The organism is Pigmentiphaga sp. (assembly GCF_033795525.1).
Classification (GTDB): domain Bacteria; phylum Pseudomonadota; class Gammaproteobacteria; order Burkholderiales; family Burkholderiaceae_B; genus Pigmentiphaga.
On record NZ_JARYGM010000001.1, the window covers coordinates 853,849 to 868,765 of the forward strand.

Annotated in this window: 13 protein-coding genes; 8 read left to right on the forward strand and 5 right to left on the reverse strand. The window is 65.8% G+C overall.

Annotated features, from left to right (window positions below; translation table 11 throughout):
• Positions 1 to 40: 40 nt before the first annotated feature.
• The 4 genes from QHC78_RS04065 to rplM all read right to left on the reverse strand — a co-directional run bounded on the left by QHC78_RS04065 (position 41) and on the right by rplM (position 3,072).
• Entirely contained in the window at positions 41 to 841 is an 801-nt protein-coding gene (locus QHC78_RS04065) for a DUF6776 family protein (RefSeq protein ID WP_319742578.1), read from the reverse strand.
• Entirely contained in the window at positions 841 to 1,923 is a 1,083-nt protein-coding gene (gene argC / locus QHC78_RS04070) for an N-acetyl-gamma-glutamyl-phosphate reductase (protein ID WP_319742579.1), read from the reverse strand. The genes QHC78_RS04065 and argC overlap by 1 nt, the downstream gene beginning before the upstream one ends.
• A 317-nt stretch (positions 1,924 to 2,240) precedes the next feature.
• A complete protein-coding gene (gene rpsI / locus QHC78_RS04075; RefSeq protein WP_319742580.1) occupies positions 2,241 to 2,633 on the reverse strand; it encodes a 30S ribosomal protein S9 in 393 nt (130 codons plus the stop codon).
• A gap of 10 nt (positions 2,634 to 2,643) precedes the next feature.
• Positions 2,644 to 3,072 (reverse strand): 50S ribosomal protein L13, encoded by a 429-nt coding sequence (gene rplM, locus QHC78_RS04080; RefSeq protein ID WP_319742581.1) that lies wholly within the window; start codon positions 3,070 to 3,072, stop codon positions 2,644 to 2,646.
• Between the two features lie 382 nt (positions 3,073 to 3,454).
• On the opposite strand from rplM, the gene QHC78_RS04085 reads away from it, so the two are divergent.
• The 3 genes from QHC78_RS04085 (at position 3,455) to QHC78_RS04095 (ending at position 5,355) form a co-directional block, all read left to right on the forward strand.
• Entirely contained in the window at positions 3,455 to 3,976 is a 522-nt protein-coding gene (locus tag QHC78_RS04085) for a DUF4168 domain-containing protein (RefSeq protein ID WP_319742582.1), read from the forward strand.
• 242 nt (positions 3,977 to 4,218) lie between these two features.
• Positions 4,219 to 4,512 carry a hypothetical protein gene (locus QHC78_RS04090; protein WP_319742583.1) on the forward strand — a complete coding sequence of 98 codons (294 nt, stop codon included), beginning with the start codon at positions 4,219 to 4,221 and terminating at the stop codon, positions 4,510 to 4,512.
• A 417-nt stretch (positions 4,513 to 4,929) separates the two neighbouring features.
• Positions 4,930 to 5,355 carry an OsmC family protein gene (locus QHC78_RS04095; protein ID WP_319742584.1) on the forward strand — a complete coding sequence of 142 codons (426 nt, stop codon included), beginning with the start codon at positions 4,930 to 4,932 and terminating at the stop codon, positions 5,353 to 5,355.
• Between the two features lie 17 nt (positions 5,356 to 5,372).
• Here QHC78_RS04095 and coq7 read toward each other — a convergent pair whose 3' ends face one another.
• Positions 5,373 to 6,020, reverse strand: a complete 648-nt coding sequence (gene coq7, locus QHC78_RS04100) for a 2-polyprenyl-3-methyl-6-methoxy-1,4-benzoquinone monooxygenase (RefSeq protein ID WP_319742745.1) — start codon at positions 6,018 to 6,020, stop codon at positions 5,373 to 5,375.
• Between the two features lie 236 nt (positions 6,021 to 6,256).
• Here coq7 and QHC78_RS04105 point away from each other — a divergent pair, with 236 nt between their 5' ends.
• From QHC78_RS04105 to QHC78_RS04125, 5 genes are all read left to right on the forward strand, one after another.
• The gene (locus tag QHC78_RS04105) at positions 6,257 to 7,288 is read left to right on the forward strand and encodes a porin (protein ID WP_319742585.1); all 1,032 of its coding nucleotides are present in this window, start codon (positions 6,257 to 6,259) and stop codon (positions 7,286 to 7,288) included.
• Between the two features lie 342 nt (positions 7,289 to 7,630).
• On the forward strand, positions 7,631 to 8,653 hold the full coding sequence (locus QHC78_RS04110; protein ID WP_319742586.1) for a porin: 1,023 nt from the start codon (positions 7,631 to 7,633) through the stop codon (positions 8,651 to 8,653).
• A 208-nt stretch (positions 8,654 to 8,861) separates the two neighbouring features.
• Positions 8,862 to 10,388 (forward strand): efflux transporter outer membrane subunit, encoded by a 1,527-nt coding sequence (locus QHC78_RS04115; RefSeq protein ID WP_319742587.1) that lies wholly within the window; start codon positions 8,862 to 8,864, stop codon positions 10,386 to 10,388.
• Between the two features lie 79 nt (positions 10,389 to 10,467).
• Positions 10,468 to 11,607: an efflux RND transporter periplasmic adaptor subunit gene (locus QHC78_RS04120; protein WP_319742588.1), complete on the forward strand. Its 1,140-nt coding sequence runs from the start codon at positions 10,468 to 10,470 to the stop codon at positions 11,605 to 11,607.
• A 14-nt stretch (positions 11,608 to 11,621) separates the two neighbouring features.
• The gene (locus QHC78_RS04125) at positions 11,622 to 14,723 is read left to right on the forward strand and encodes an efflux RND transporter permease subunit (RefSeq protein WP_319742589.1); all 3,102 of its coding nucleotides are present in this window, start codon (positions 11,622 to 11,624) and stop codon (positions 14,721 to 14,723) included.
• Positions 14,724 to 14,917: the final 194 nt, after the last annotated feature.

A 14,917-nucleotide genomic window follows, 5' to 3' on the forward strand; every position in this document is an offset into this window, starting at 1 on the left:
GATCGGGGCGGGCGGAAGAGGTTCAAGACCGCCCGCCCGCTCATGCTGGAAGGTTGACGGTACTCTGGGACCGCACCATTCCTCCTTCCACCACGCGAACCGTGACGCTGTGGACCACGAAATCCAAGGGCACTTGCAGCGTGCCCTCGGCGCGCTGGTACTGCCGGAAGCGCAGCGCCAGCGGATCCTGCGCCCCGCTGCCTGTGGCCGACTCGTCCACCGGCGTATCTCCGGGCACCAGGAAGGGCTGCAAGTCCATCGTCACCGTGGACCCGCCGCGAAAGCCCGACGCCGAAAACTGCAGCCGCCCCTTGAACTCGCCCGAAGGCCGTCCTCCACGCATGAGCAGCACGCGATAGCGCAACAAGGTTCCCTGCCGCTCCAGTTCGGCCGACCGGATGCTGACCTGTGTCTGCCGCGGATCCATGGGGATCAGCTGGTCGAAAAACGCCAGGTCGTTGCGCATCTCGCCCATTTCTTTTTGCGCGTTGCGCAAGTCGGCCGCCAGCTGGTCCTTCGCAGCGCGTTCGATGGCCAGGCGGCTCTCGGCAGCCACCAGGCTGCCCTGCAGCCGCTCGTTGTCCGCGACCAGGCGCTGGTTCTCGGCCCGCAGCTGGGCGACCTCCGACGCCGATATCTGCGGAGCGCCGCCGACCAGACGGCGGGCGGACTCATACAGCCCCGTTCCGAGTGCGGCTCCCAGCGCCAGCAACACCAGCAGCACGGCCACGCGCCACGGCGACCCTGCCGTCAGACCTTCTACCTCCTGGCGCGCACCCGGCCCCGCGCCACGCCGCAATCGGCGTGGCACCAGCGCCGGGAACAGCGGCCGGCGCTTCATCAGGGCAGCACCGCCACCTGGCCAAGGCCGGCGTCCTCAGGCAGGCCGAACATCAGATTCATGTTCTGCACCGCCTGGCCCGAGGCGCCCTTCACCAGGTTGTCCTGTACCACGAGTACGACCAGCTGGTCACCATTGCCAGGACGGTGCACCGCGATGCGGACCATATTGGAGGCGCGCACCGACCGCGTGTCGGGCGTGCTGCCGGCGGGCATGACGTCGACGAAGGGTTCGTTGGCATAACGCTGCTCGAACAACTGCTGGAAATCGACGTCCCGGGCTTTCGGGTCGATGCGCGCATAAATGGTCGAGTGCATGCCGCGGATCATGGGCGTGAGGTGGGGCACGAAGGTCAGGCCGACCGGACCGCCGTGCAAGGTCTGCAGATGCTCCACGATCTCGGGATGGTGGCGGTGGCCCGACACGCCGTAAGCCTTGAAATTGTCGCTGGCTTCGGAAAAAAGGATGTGCAGCTCGGCTTTGCGCCCGGCTCCGGTTACCCCGGACTTGCAGTCCGCGATCAGCGACGAGGCGTCCACCAGCGGCGACGAAGCGCCGGCCTTGCCTTCCAGGAGCGGCGCCAGGCCCAGCAGCACCGTGGTCGGATAGCACCCTGGGTTCCCCACTACGCGCGCGCCGCGGATTTTCTCGCGGTTGATTTCCACCAGCCCGTAGACCGATTCGCGCAGCACGTCCGGGCACGCGTGAGGCATGCGGTACCAGGTTTCGAACGCGGCAGTATCCTGCAGGCGGAAATCCGCGGCCAGGTCGATGATCTTGGCGCCCGCGGCCAGCAGCTCGCGCGCCTGGGCCATGGCGACGCCGTGCGGCGTGGCGAAGAACACCACGTCGCACTCGGCAAGGGGCGCCTTCTCCGGAGACGAGAAAGCCAGGTCGACCTTGCCGCGCAGGTTGGAAAACATGTCGGCCACCGGCATGCCGTCTTCCTTGCGGGAGGTGATGGCCGCCAGCTCCGCATTCGGGTGCTGAGCCAGCAGGCGCAGCAGTTCCACGCCCGTATAGCCCGTGCCTCCGACGATACCTACCTTGATCTTGGCGGAACCCGCTTCTGTCTTGCTCATTGATATCTCCTGGAGCCCCGCTGCGCGCCTGGCGCAATTACCCGGAAGCGGCGCTGGGGCCTGGGGGAACCGGCCCGCCCGCGCCCGGATCGGAAAGGGGCATTGCCTTGCGGCGATGAACGAAAGAATACCCTAGCTGGCGGCTGTCTATGTGACGCCGCCGTAAGGGCGGCGTGCGCGTATTGCGGCCGGTCAGCAAAGAGAGCCCGCACGCTGGGCCCCGCGGGCCCGGCAGCAAAAAAAAGGCCGCATCGCTGCGGCCTTTTTTGCCCGTCCGCCGGCCGGGGCCGGAACGGAACGAGTGGGATCGAAGCCGATCAGCGCTTGCTGAACTGCTTGCGACGTCGCGCCTTGTGCAGACCGACCTTCTTGCGTTCGACTTCACGGGCGTCACGAGTGACGAAGCCCGCTTGCGACAGAGCCGGCTTGAGCGTGGCGTCGTAGTCGATCAGCGCGCGGGTGATGCCGTGGCGCACCGCGCCGGCCTGCCCGTTCACGCCACCGCCGTGGACGTTGATGTGGAAATCGAACGTTTCCAGGTGGCCGGTGAGTTCGAGCGGCTGACGCACGATCATCCGGCCCGTTTCACGGGCAAAGTATTCGTCGACGGGCTTGCCGTTGACGGTGATCTTGCCCGAGCCCTTCTTCAGGAACACGCGCGCTACCGAGGTTTTGCGGCGGCCGGTTCCGTAATTCCAGTTACCGATCATGCGCGGCTCCTCAGATTTCCAGCAGCTTGGGCTGCTGCGCGGTGTGCGGATGTTCGGATCCTGCGTACACCTTCAGCTTCTTGATCATGGCGTAGCCCAGCGGTCCCTTGGGCAGCATGCCCTTGACGGCCTTCTGGATCGCACGACCGGGAAAACGCTGCTGCATCTTCAGGAACGTGGTTTCGGTGATACCGCCGGGATAGCCCGAGTGACGGTAGTAGCGCTTGTCTTGCGCCTTGTTGCCGGTGACGATGATGTCGGCGGCGTTGATGATGACGATATAGTCGCCGGTATCAACGTGAGGCGTGAATTCAGGCTTGTGCTTACCGCGCAAACGGCGTGCGACTTCGCTGGCCACACGACCTAGGACTTTGCCCTTGGCGTCAATCACGTACCAGTCACGCGTCACTTCATGCGGTTTCGCAACGAAGGTTTTCATGATGGATCTCTGTGACGTAGCGCCGCGCTGAAACGGCGGCGCTTGCGTTATTGCCCGTGAGCCCCCTGTGGGCTTTCCTGACGGCACTCACCTCGAGCCACCTAGGCATTGTCATCTGCAAGTGTGGCAAAGGTAAGCCGGCAATATTAACGCATATTGATGCGCAAAGTCAAAAAGCCCTCCCCAAGCAGGCACGGCCGGCCCTTTCCCTCCATGTTACGGGCGGCTCTCCAGCTGTAACGATCTCCGACGCGGCTCCCCGCATCGCCCGTGATGCCAGTGCCGCGCTTCATGCTTTGATAAACATCCATACATAAGAAAAGATCCCCCCTCCCCGCCAGGACACACACTAGTCGTTCGAAGCCTCAAGGAGAATCTTCCAATGAAAACGATCACGACGATGCTGTCGGCCGGCGCACTTGCTGCCGGCCTGGCGGCCTGCTCGGCCCCGCAGACGCAGGCGCCCACGCAAACCGGCGTTACGCCGCAGTCGGTATCCTCAGACCAGTTGCAGCGCTTTGCCAATGCAGCCCGGAAGGTGAACGCGGTATCGGGCGGCGCCACGGCGTCGGGCGGGACCGCCGCGACGGGCACCACCAGCACCACGCAAGGCGGCCAGCCCACCAACGCGACCTTCGACGAGGCCAACGGACGCAAGGCCCAGGCAATATGGAGCGAAGGACTGACCGTGCAGGAATTCAATGCCATTAACGCGGCAGTCCAGCAAGACCCGGCCCTCAGGGAGCGCTATGGCACGCTGATGCGTGGCTCGTCGGGCTCCGGCGCTATGGGCGGCGGCTCGACCGGTGGCAGTTCCATGGGTGGCGGTTCCATGGGTGGCGGTTCCATGGGTGGCGGTTCCATGGGTGGCGGTTCCACGGGCGGCGGCACGATGATGCGCTAGCGGCCGCGATGCGGCCCGCCGGCGCGGGCCGTGAACTACCACGCCTGGCCGATCCGGACGGGGCCAGGTAAAAAAAATGCCCGAAGCCGCGAGGCTTCGGGCAAATCCACCAAAGGAGGAGGGTGGAGGAGACACCGGTAGATGTGCTTTGCGGTGCTATCCGACGATGCCGAGGGGCCCGGGGCCGTGTCGACATACAAAGCGACATCCGTTGAGTGAATTATAGGGAGGAGTTTTGTGCGTTGCAAGAACTTTTTTCGCTCTTACTTCACAATGCGGCACCCGATTTCAGTAGCCAAAATACCAATAAAAATCAAATACTTAATAGACCTCATCAGCCGTTTTTACCAACGAAGCCCGCGGGCGAGCACTACGAGAAATTTTTTCACGCCGCCGAAATCGACGTTCTTTCATGGCGTTTGACGCAAAGCAGCAAATCTATGTGGCTACAGGACGCGGGCACTGAGACACCAGCAAGCGACGCCACGGGCGGTCTCGGGCAAAAAAAAGCCCGAAGCCGTGAGGCTTCGGGCTAATCCACCAAAGGAGGAGGGTGGAGGAGACACCGGTAGATGCGCTTTGCGGTGCTATCCGACGATGCCGAGGGGCCCGGGGCCGTGTCGGCATACAAAGCGACATCCGTTAAACGAATTATATCAGCGCTGTTTGTGCACCGCAAGAACTTTGAGGGTTGTTGCTTAGGTACAAAAGCCCGGTCTGGGGCCTCAAAAAGAAACTCGGCAAATCAAGCACTTACAGCAAATTCTAGCGGCGTCTTGGCGCCATGGCGAGTGCCAAATAGCAACGTCTTGCAATGCCCCAAGGCCCAGCCGGCCGAGCTCGCCTTTTATTTTGCGCCGCAGCACCGTATCCAACGCAAGCCGCGGGAAAACCGCGGGCGCCACCCGCTATCATGCTTACGGTCGAATTCTTTATCGCAGCACGAGGAAATCATGGAATGCACCGTAAGCTGGGGAGGCCCCCAGGGAATGTTGTTCACGGCCCAGACCGGCAGCGGCCACGTGGCCGTCATGGATGGCGCGCCGGACGGCGGCGGCAACAATCTGGCCCCGCGGCCCATGGAGCTCGTCCTGGCCGGTACCGGAGGGTGTACCGCCTACGACGTCGTGCTCATCCTCAAGCGCGGCCGCCACGCGGTGCGGGGCTGCACCGTCGCCCTCCAGGCGGAACGGGCCGAGACCGACCCCAAGGTCTTCACCAAGATCCATTTCGCGTTCACGGTGAGCGGCAAGAATTTGCCCGCCGCGGCGGTCGAGCGGGCCGTGCAGCTCTCGCATGAGAAGTACTGCTCGGCTTCGGCCATGCTGGAAAAGACGGCGGAAATGACCTGGTCCGTCGAGGTCGTCGAGGCCGACTGAGCCGGCCCGGGTTCTCATCAAATGTAGTAAGCGGTAGAGGTCATGACCCGTGACCCGCACCGCATGGCTGCCCGCGCCGGCGCGGGCAGCGACACGCCGCCGTACTGTTCGGCGGTCACCCGGTGCTGGCGTTCGTCGACCGACATTTGTTCGACGATGGCACGCGAGCGAGTGTCGTTGGCGGGCAGCGATCCCAGGTGGCCATCGAGGTGGCGCTCCACTTGGCGTTCGGTTTCCGCCATGAACCCCAGGTTCCAGGCGTCCCCCACCCTGCCCGCGAGCACGCCCAGCCCGAAAGCGCCCGCATACCAGAACGGGTTCAGGAAGCTGGGGCGGGAACGCAGTTCCCTCAACCGCTCGTCCAGCCATGCCAGGTGGTCGGTTTCCTCGGCCGCGGCATCGAGGAACAGCCGGCGCGTAGCCGGCTTCTCGCACACCAGCGCCTGTCCGCGGTAGAGCGCCTGGGCACAGATTTCCCCGACATGATTCACCCGCATGAGACCGGCGGCATGCCGGCGCTCGGCTTCGGAAAGCGGCGCTTCGCCGTCCTCGCCCGCGGCAGATCCAGGCGCGACGCGCCCGGCCGGATTGGGCCGGCGCGCGGAAACGGAACCGGTCAGCACGCGCACCGCGCGATCCGCCTCGGCAAGCACCCGATCAAGCAAAGAAGCACGACGAAAAGGCACGGCTTCCGACATACGACCTCCGATCCGGCGCTGGCCGGCCTGCAACATCAACCAGGTATCAGTATAGGCAATCCCTTCTTCGTTGTTCATACACAACAGGAATCGGGATATGACGCAACTGTCATTTTCGCCTCATGTTGCGCCGTCATGCTCTCGTCCGAGCACCGAAGCAAGATTTTGCGTGCCACATCACAAATACCACCTGGAGTTCTCAATTGAAAAAGACCCTCATTGCCGCCGCTCTGCTGGTCGGTTTCGCCGGCACGGCGCAAGCCCAGAGCGTGACGCTGTACGGTATCGTCGACATGGGTTACGTCTATGACAAGCTGGACGGCTCGTCTGCCACCAACAAGCTCGACAGCGGCGCGCTGGGCAGCTCGCGCTTCGGCCTGCGTGGCGTGGAAGACCTCGGCAACGGCCTGAAGGCGAACTTCCAGCTCGAAAGCGGCTTCAGCGCCGACACCGGCGTCCAGAGCACCAGCGGCCAGCTCTTCAACCGCCAAGCCTGGGTCGGCCTGTCGGGCGGCTTCGGTGAAGTCCGCCTGGGTCGCCAGGATTCGCTGGGCTTCAACTGGTTCCGCGGCGCCGTCAACCCCTTCGGCAACGCCTACCTGCTCGGCCAGAGCAACACCGTCTTCAACGTGGACGGCGTTGAAGACCGCTTCAGCAACAGCATCTTCTACCTCTCGCCCAAGTTCAGCGGCTTCCAGGGCGGCGTCGGCTACAGCTTCAACACCGCCGGCAGCGAAACCACCGGCAACGATGCCGACAATCCCGCCTACTCGCTGGGCGTGCGCTACGACAACGGTCCCATCCTGGCCGTGTTGACCTACGAACAGCAGAACGGTGCCGACAACGACCCGACCCAGGCCGACATCAAGAACCTGCAACTGGGCGGCGCCTATGACTTCGGCGTGGTCAAGCTGCACGCGGGCTACGGCCAGCTGCGCAACGCCGCTTACGTCAGCGGTGCCGAGAAGCAGAACACCTACCTGCTGGGCGTCTCCGTTCCGTTCGGCGCCAGCAAGATCATGGCCACCTACCAGCGCGTGGACAACGTCAACGTGAACGCCGGCAACGAAGACAAGGCCATCGACGGCTTTGCCATCGGCTACAACTACTCGCTGTCCAAGCGCACCACCCTGTACGCGCTGTTCAACCAGTACAGCGACATCGGCGTGCGCGTCGACAACGGCCGCCTGGCCGACCGTCGCCAGTTCGCCGTGGGCGTGCAGCACAAGTTCTAAGAAACCCCACCCGGTACGCGCGTGACCGGTCTCCCACGCGCATACCGGTAGTTCTTTGCAGCAGTGAGTATTTCCCGCCTTCGGTTCGCCCGAAGGCGGGTATTTTTGCTTGTGCTTTCGGCATGAAAACAACAAACCGGGGTAAGAATCAGTAAAAACCCGAGTCTTCGCCGGCCGTAGACTTGGTAGAAACCCTAGTTTTTGCTGCAATAGCGTCAACTTCCCATCGGGAAGCGCTGGCTTTCCCGCAGCAGGCGGGCACCCGACGATGGACCCGCGCACGCCATCCCCCTTCGCACCCGCCGCCCGCTGCGAATGCCAGCTCAACATGGAGATGTTTCAATGAAGAAAACGTTGATCGCTGCCGCCGTCATGGCGGGCATGGCAGGTGCCGCGCACGCGCAAAGCTCGGTCACCCTGTACGGCATCATGGACATGGGCTACCTGTATTCCAAGACGGATGGCATGAAAGCCCGCAATGCCTTCGATAGCGGCCTGCAGAGCGACTCCCGCTTCGGCCTGCGCGGCTCGGAAGACCTGGGTAACGGCCTGAAGGCCAACTTCCTGCTGGAAGCCGGCATCAATGTCGACGACGGCACCAGCTCGCAGTCGAGCCTGTTCAACCGCCAGTCGTGGGTGGGCCTGTCGTCCAGCACGCTGGGTGAAATCCGCCTGGGCCGCCAGTTCATCCTCGGCTCGCAATTCTTCACCAACATCGACCCGTTCGGCACGACCTTCCGCCAGGCCGGCATGGGTTCGACCTTCATCGCTGCCAACCAGGTCCGCAATAGCAACAGCGTGATGTACTTCACGCCGACCTGGGCCGGTTTCCAGGCCGCCATCGGCTACAGCTTCAACCGCTCGTCCACCGAAACCCCGATCGCCGGCACCAACAACCGCGCCATTACCTCGGGCGTCCGCTATGCCAACGGTCCGGTCGAAGTCGCCTTGACCTATGACCAGGTCGAACCGGCCACCGGCGGCGGCGTGGGCAAGTCGACCCAGCTGGGCGGCACCTACGACTTCGGCGTCGTGAAGCTGCACGCCGCCGTGGCCGACCAGCGCAACGCCGCGGTCAACGTGGGCGACGTGCCGGGCTGGAACGGCCGCTTTGCCGACAAGACCCTCTCGTACATGGTGGGCGCCTCGGCTCCCGTGGGCCCGGGCTCGCTGTTCGGTTCCTACCAGAAGGCCCAGGACTGGGACATCAAAGGCTTCAGCGTGGGCTACACCTACCCGCTGTCGCGCCGTACCAACGCCTATGCTTTCTATAGCGACATCGACAACGTCGGCAACTACGGCCAAGCCGCTGCCCGCGACATCGGCACCCGCCAGTTCGGCGTGGGCCTGCGTCACGCGTTCTAAATCGGCGACGACGCGCGCCTAGCTGCGGCATCCAGAACCCCCTGGATGGCCGCTGGAACCGGACCGGAAACGGTCCGGTTTTTTCATGGACGGCCGTTTCCGATCTTCACGACTTACTCATGCTTTTCGATTACGCTATCGAGTCGTTCACGCACCGATATGGCGCAGGCAAAGCACTCCTCGCCAGCCCGCCCCGCGCCCGTCCAGCATGCCTGTCGCTTTTTCCTCGCCGCTCCGCCCTGCCTCGCCACGCCTTGCGACGCTAGCATCCGTCCTGGCGCTGCTCGTCCTGGCGGCAGGCTGCACGCTGCGGGCCCCTGCCCCGTCGGTGCCTCTCCCCACCCCGGCGAATTGGTACACGCCGCCACCGCAGCCTGATGCGGCCGCTGCTGCGCTGTCGGCGCCGACGCGCCAGCAGCGCCTGCTGGACTGGTGGTCGCAGACTGGGGATCCCGCCTTGGTCGACTTCATCGAAGCTGCGCAGGCGGCCAGCCCGACGACCGCCGCGGCGCGTTCGCGCTTCCTGCAGGCGCGTGCCGCGCGCACCGCGGCCGCCGCCGCGCTCGGTCCCGCCCTGGATGCCACCGCCCAGACGAGCCGCGGCTTCTCCCAGATTGCCGGCGGCATCGCGACCCAGAACCAGGCAGGCTTGCAGGCCTCGTGGGAAGTCGATCTATTCGGCGCCAATACGGCGACGCGCGACGCCGCCCAGGCGCGGCTCGAGGGAGCGCAGGCGCAATGGCATGACGCCCGGATATCGGTGGCCGCCGAAGTCGCCAACGAACTGAACAACTTTCGCGGATGCCGGCGCGAGCAGGCCATCCTCGAATCCGACGCCGCCTCGCGCGCCGAAACCGCTCGATTGACGGACCTCGCGATGCGCGCAGGCTTCCAGTCCACCGCCGACGCGGCCCTGGCCCGGGCCAGCAGCGCCGAAGCCTCAGGACGGGTCAGCCAACAGCGCGCATTGTGCGACATCAGCGTCAAGGCGCTGGTGGCACTGACCGCGCTCGATGAGACGCATCTGCGGGCACGGCTGGCCGAACCGCCGGCCCGGCCACCCGCCGACGCCCTGTTCGCCATCGACCAGCTGCCTGCCGCCGTGCTGGCGCAACGGCCCGATGTATTCAACGCCGATCGCAACGTGGCCGCCGCCAGCGCCGAAATCGGCAGCGCCCAGGCCGAGCGCTATCCCCGCCTGACCTTGAGCGGCAGCGTGGGCGCGGCCTCGTTCCGTGCGCGCAGCATGGCGCTCAATGTGAACACCTGGTCGATCGGACCGCTGGCGGTCACGCTGCCGCTGTTCGATGGCGGCCGGCGCCGGTCGGACATCGACGCCGCGCGCGCCCGCTACGACGAAGCGGTCATCCAGTACCGTGCCACCGCCCGCCAGGCCGTGCGCGAAGTCGAGCAGGCGCTGGTCAATCTGCAAAGCACGGCTGCCCGCGCCGCCCAAGCGCAGACCGCCGTCGAGGGCTACCGGGACTCGTTCGAAGCCGCCGAGCAACGTTATCGCAGCGGCCTGGCCAGCCTGTTGGAATTGGAAGAATCGCGGCGCTTGCTGCTGGCCGCCCGTACGACGCAATCGGCCCTGGAACGCGAACGGATGGCGGCCTGGATCGCGCTCTACCGGGCGGTCGGGGGCGGATGGCAGCCTGGCGACGCGGTGCCGCCGGAACAAGCTGCGTCCCCGGCCCCGTCCGCTGCCGTCCCCGCCGTGCCCGACCCATCCTGATGCGTATAGAAACCCGTGCCGGCGGCGCTGAGCGGAAACCGCGCCCGCTGCCCTGGCCGATCCAGACCATGACTCCTCCATGCCGCTACGCCTACTGATCGCCTCCGCCCTGACCCTGGCCCTGGTCGCCGCCATTTCCGTCGTGCCCGTCCTGCGGGCCGCCAGCGAGGATGGAGCCGCCGCGCAGCGTCCCGCGCTGACCGTGACCATCGCACAGCCCCAGACGCAGCCGATGCGCGTTTCGCTGCAGGCCAACGGCAACATCATGGCCTGGCAGGAAGCCAGCATAGGTGCGGAGATCGGCGGGCTGCGGCTGCAAGAGGTCCTGGTCAACGTAGGCGACGCCGTCAAGGCTGGGCAGACACTGGCCACCTTCGCGTCGGAGACCGTACGGGCGGATATCGCCCAGGCCCGCGCCGCACTGGCCGAAGCCGAGGCCAGCGCGGCCGAGGCGCGCGCCAATGCGGAACGGGCCATGTCGCTGAAAGCCTCCGGCGCCCTGAGCGAGGCGCAGATCAATCAATACGTGACCGGCGGGCAGACCGCGCGGGCCCGCGTCGAGTCGGCGCGCGCCAGTCTCGCCTCGCAGGAACTGCGGCTCAAGTTCACGCAAGTCAAGGCGCCCGACAGCGGTGTCATTTCCTCACGCACGGCCACGGTGGGCGCCGTCGTCAATCCCGGCACCGAGCTGTTCCGCATGATCCGCAAGGGGCGGCTGGAATGGCGCGGCGAAGTCACCTCGGCCGAAGTCGGCCGGATCCGTGTCGGCGGCCCCGTCACCGTCGTCGCGGCCAGCGGCGAACGCCTGCAGGGCAAGGTGCGCACCATCGGCCCCACGGTCGATCCGCAGACCCGCAACACCCTGGTCTATGTGGACCTGCCGGGCGCAAGCGCGGCCGGGTCCTCGGCCAAGGCCGGCATGTTCGCGCGCGGCGAATTCGAGCTGGGCAACGCGCAAGCCATGACGGTGCCGCAGCAGGCCGTCGTCATGCGCGAGGCATTCAACTACGTCTTCGTCGTCGGACCGGACAATCGCGTAGCCCAGCGCAAGGTGCAGACCGGGCGGCGGGACGGCGATCGCGTGGAGATCCTGGAAGGACTCAAGCCGGATGAGCGCGTGGCCGTACGCGGCGCCGGGTTCCTCACCGATGGGGACCTGGTGCGCATCGTCGAAGCGCCCGCGCCCGCCGCCACGCCGGCAACCGCCATTACGCGGTAACCGGAGGCGCCGCGATGAACGTATCGACCTGGTCCATACGCAATCCCATCCCCTCGGTGATGCTGTTCGTACTGCTCACCTTTGCCGGCCTGCTCTCGTTCCAGGCCATGAAGGTGCAGAACTTCCCGGACATCGACCTGCCCATGGTGATGGTCACGGCGACCTTGCCCGGGGCGTCGCCCAGCCAGCTGGAGAACGATGTCGCGCGCAAGCTGGAGAACTCCATCGCGACCCTGCAGGGGCTCAAGCACCTGTACACCAAGATCCAGGACGGCACGGTCACGCTCACCGCCGAATTCGAGCTGGAAAAGCCGCTGCAGGAAGCCGTGGACGACGTGCGTTCGGCCGTCTCCCGCGTACGGGCCGACATGCCGGCCGACCTGCGCGACCCCATCATCAACAAGGTCGATCTCGCGGGGCAGCCGGTGTTGGCATATACCGTGCGCGCGCCCAGCATGGACGACGAGGCGCTCTCGTGGTTCGTCGACAACGACGTGGCGCGCAAGCTGCTCGCCGTGCCTGGCGTAGGGGCGGTCAATCGCGTGGGCGGCGTAACGCGCGAGATCCGGATCGCGCTCGACCCCCAGCGCCTGCAGGCGCTGGGTGCCTCGGCCGCCGACATTTCGCGACAGTTGCGGCAGGTACAGCGCGAGAGCTCGGGTGGGCGGACCGACATCGGCGATAGCGAACAGCCTGTCCGCACGCTTGCCACCGTGCAAACGGCGGAAGAACTCGCGGACCTGCGCCTGGTCCTGAGCGACGGCCGCCCCATCCGCCTCTCCGAAGTCGCCACCGTGACCGACACCATCGCCGAGCGGCGCTCGGCCGCGCTGCTGGACGGCCGGCCGGTCGTGGGCTTCGAGGTGGCGCGCAGCCGAGGGGCGAGCGAGCTCGACGTGGGGGCGGGCGTCCAGCGCGCGCTGGACGAACTCACGGCGCAACATGCCGACCTCGAGATCACCGAATCCTTCAACTTCGTCACGCCGATACAGGAAGAATACGACGGCTCGATGCGCTTGCTGTACGAAGGCGCCCTGCTCGCGGTGCTGGTGGTCTGGCTGTTCCTGCGCGATTGGCGCGCCACCCTGATCTCGGCCGTCGCACTGCCGCTGTCGGTGATTCCGGCCTTCGCCGGCATGTACTTTCTCGGCTTCTCGATCAACGTCATCACCCTGCTGGCGCTGTCGCTGGTCATCGGCATCCTGGTCGACGACGCCATCGTCGAGGTCGAGAACATCGTGCGCCACCTGCGCATGGGCAAGAAACCCTACCAGGCCGCGATGGAAGCGGCCGACGAAATCGGCCTGGCAGTGGTGGCGACGACCTTCACGCTTATCGCGGTCTTTCTTCCCACCGCTTTCATGAGCGGCATCGCCGGCCGCTTCTTCAAGCAGTTCGGCTGGACCGCCTCGCTGGCCGTATTCGCCTCGCTCGTCGTGGCGCGCGTGCTCACCCCCATGATGGCGGCCTACCTGCTCAAGCCTGCCGTCGACGCCGGCAAGGAACCGCGCTGGCTGCAGACCTACATGGGCTGGGTGTCGGCGTGCATGAAGCATCGCTGGCTCACCATGCTCGCGGCCACCGTGTTCTTCATCCTGTCGATCGGCATGATTCCGCTGCTGCCCTCGGGCTTCATGCCGGCGGACGACAACTCGCAGACCCAGGTGGTCATCGAGCTGCCGCCGGGAGCGACCCTGGCCCAGACCCTGGACACCGCCGAGCAAGTGCGGCTGCGCCTGGCCCAGGTGCCCCACGTGCGCAGCGTCTACACCACCATCGGCGGCGGCACCGCCGGCGGCGATCCATTCTCGATGTCGGGCGCGGCCGAGGTGCGCAAGGCGACCCTGACCATCCAACTCGACCCGCGCCAAGAGCGGCCCAGGAAGCAAGGCATCGAAGCGCAGATGCGCACCGCCTTGCAGGATATCCCCGGCATACGCAGCCGCGTGGGGCTGGGCGGATCGAGCAACAAGTACGTCCTCGTGCTGACCGGCGACAATCCGGAGGCGCTGGACAGCGCCGCCCTGGCCGTCGCCAAGGAACTGCGCACCATTCCCGGCCTGGGCAACATCTCGTCCACCGCCAGCCTCATCCGCCCTGAAATTGCCGTGCGGCCGGATTTCTCGCGGGCGGCCGACCTGGGCGTGACCAGCACGGCCATCGCCGACACGCTGCGCATCGCCACCGTGGGCGACTACGACATCTCGCTGCCCAAGCTCAACCTCTCGCAACGGCAAGTCCCCATCGTAGTCCGGCTCGACGAGACCGCGCGCCAGAGCCTGCCGACGCTCGAGCGCCTGTCCGTCCCCGGCACCCGCGGTCCGGTCATGCTGGGCCAGGTCGCTTCCCTGGAATTCTCGGCCGGGCCGTCGGTCATCGACCGCTACGACCGCTCGCGCAACATCAACTTCGAGATCGAACTGGCCGGGATGGACCTGGGCGAAGTCGCCAACCGCGTAGCCGACTTGCCGACGGTAAAGAACCTTCCCGCCGGCGTGCGCCAGGCCACGGTCGGCGACGCCGAAGTCATGGCCGAACTGTTCCAGAGCTTTGGCGTGGCCATGCTCACCGGCGTGCTATGCATCTACGTCGTGCTGGTGCTGCTGTTCAAGCACTTCCTGCATCCGGTTACCATCCTCGCGGCCCTGCCGCTGTCGCTGGGCGGTGCCTTCGTGGGCCTGCTGATCGCGCAGAAGAGCTTCTCCATGCCCTCGTTGATCGGACTGGTCATGCTGATGGGCATCGCCACCAAGAACTCCATTCTGCTGGTGGAGTACGCCATCCTCGCGCGGCGCGGGCACCCCGCCACCGACGTACGGCCCGCCGTGCCAGGCATGAGCCGCTGGGACGCGCTCATGGATGCCTGCCACAAGCGGGCGCGGCCCATCATCATGACCACCATGGCGATGGGCGCGGGCATGTTGCCCATCGCGCTGGGCATAGGCGCGGCAGACCCGAGCTTCCGTTCGCCCATGGCGATCGCGGTCCTGGGAGGCCTGATCACGTCCACCTTCCTGAGCCTGCTGGTGATACCAGTGGTGTTCCTGTTCGTGGACGATTTCGGGCAATGGGTGGCAAGGCTGGTCAAGCGCGCCAGGGGGCACGCTGAGGCGTAAGGCAGAATCGGGCGCGGTAAAAAATGCATACAAAAAAGCGTCCGGCGCCGGGGCCCGGCAAAGCGCCCGAAAACCCTTGAATCCTCTGCGCCAGCGGCCTGCACGCGCCGATGCGCGACGCGGCCCGGGCCATTTCGATGTCATCTTTTGGTCAGGGGGGCTGGCCACAATCGGTCGTCCATTCCGACCACCCC

Excerpts from the sequence above, each read along its gene's own strand:
- QHC78_RS04065 (WP_319742578.1), bottom strand. The coding sequence starts at position 841 with ATGAAGCGCCGGCCGCTGTTCCCGGCGCTGGTGCCACGCCGATTGCGG.
- argC (WP_319742579.1), bottom strand. The coding sequence starts at position 1,923 with ATGAGCAAGACAGAAGCGGGTTCCGCCAAGATCAAGGTAGGTATCGTC.
- rpsI (WP_319742580.1), bottom strand. The coding sequence starts at position 2,633 with ATGATCGGTAACTGGAATTACGGAACCGGCCGCCGCAAAACCTCGGTA.
- rplM (WP_319742581.1), bottom strand. The coding sequence starts at position 3,072 with ATGAAAACCTTCGTTGCGAAACCGCATGAAGTGACGCGTGACTGGTAC.
- QHC78_RS04085 (WP_319742582.1), top strand. The coding sequence starts at position 3,455 with ATGAAAACGATCACGACGATGCTGTCGGCCGGCGCACTTGCTGCCGGC.
- QHC78_RS04095 (WP_319742584.1), top strand. The coding sequence starts at position 4,930 with ATGGAATGCACCGTAAGCTGGGGAGGCCCCCAGGGAATGTTGTTCACG.
- QHC78_RS04110 (WP_319742586.1), top strand. The coding sequence starts at position 7,631 with ATGAAGAAAACGTTGATCGCTGCCGCCGTCATGGCGGGCATGGCAGGT.
- QHC78_RS04115 (WP_319742587.1), top strand. The coding sequence starts at position 8,862 with ATGCCTGTCGCTTTTTCCTCGCCGCTCCGCCCTGCCTCGCCACGCCTT.
- QHC78_RS04120 (WP_319742588.1), top strand. The coding sequence starts at position 10,468 with ATGCCGCTACGCCTACTGATCGCCTCCGCCCTGACCCTGGCCCTGGTC.
- QHC78_RS04125 (WP_319742589.1), top strand. The coding sequence starts at position 11,622 with ATGAACGTATCGACCTGGTCCATACGCAATCCCATCCCCTCGGTGATG.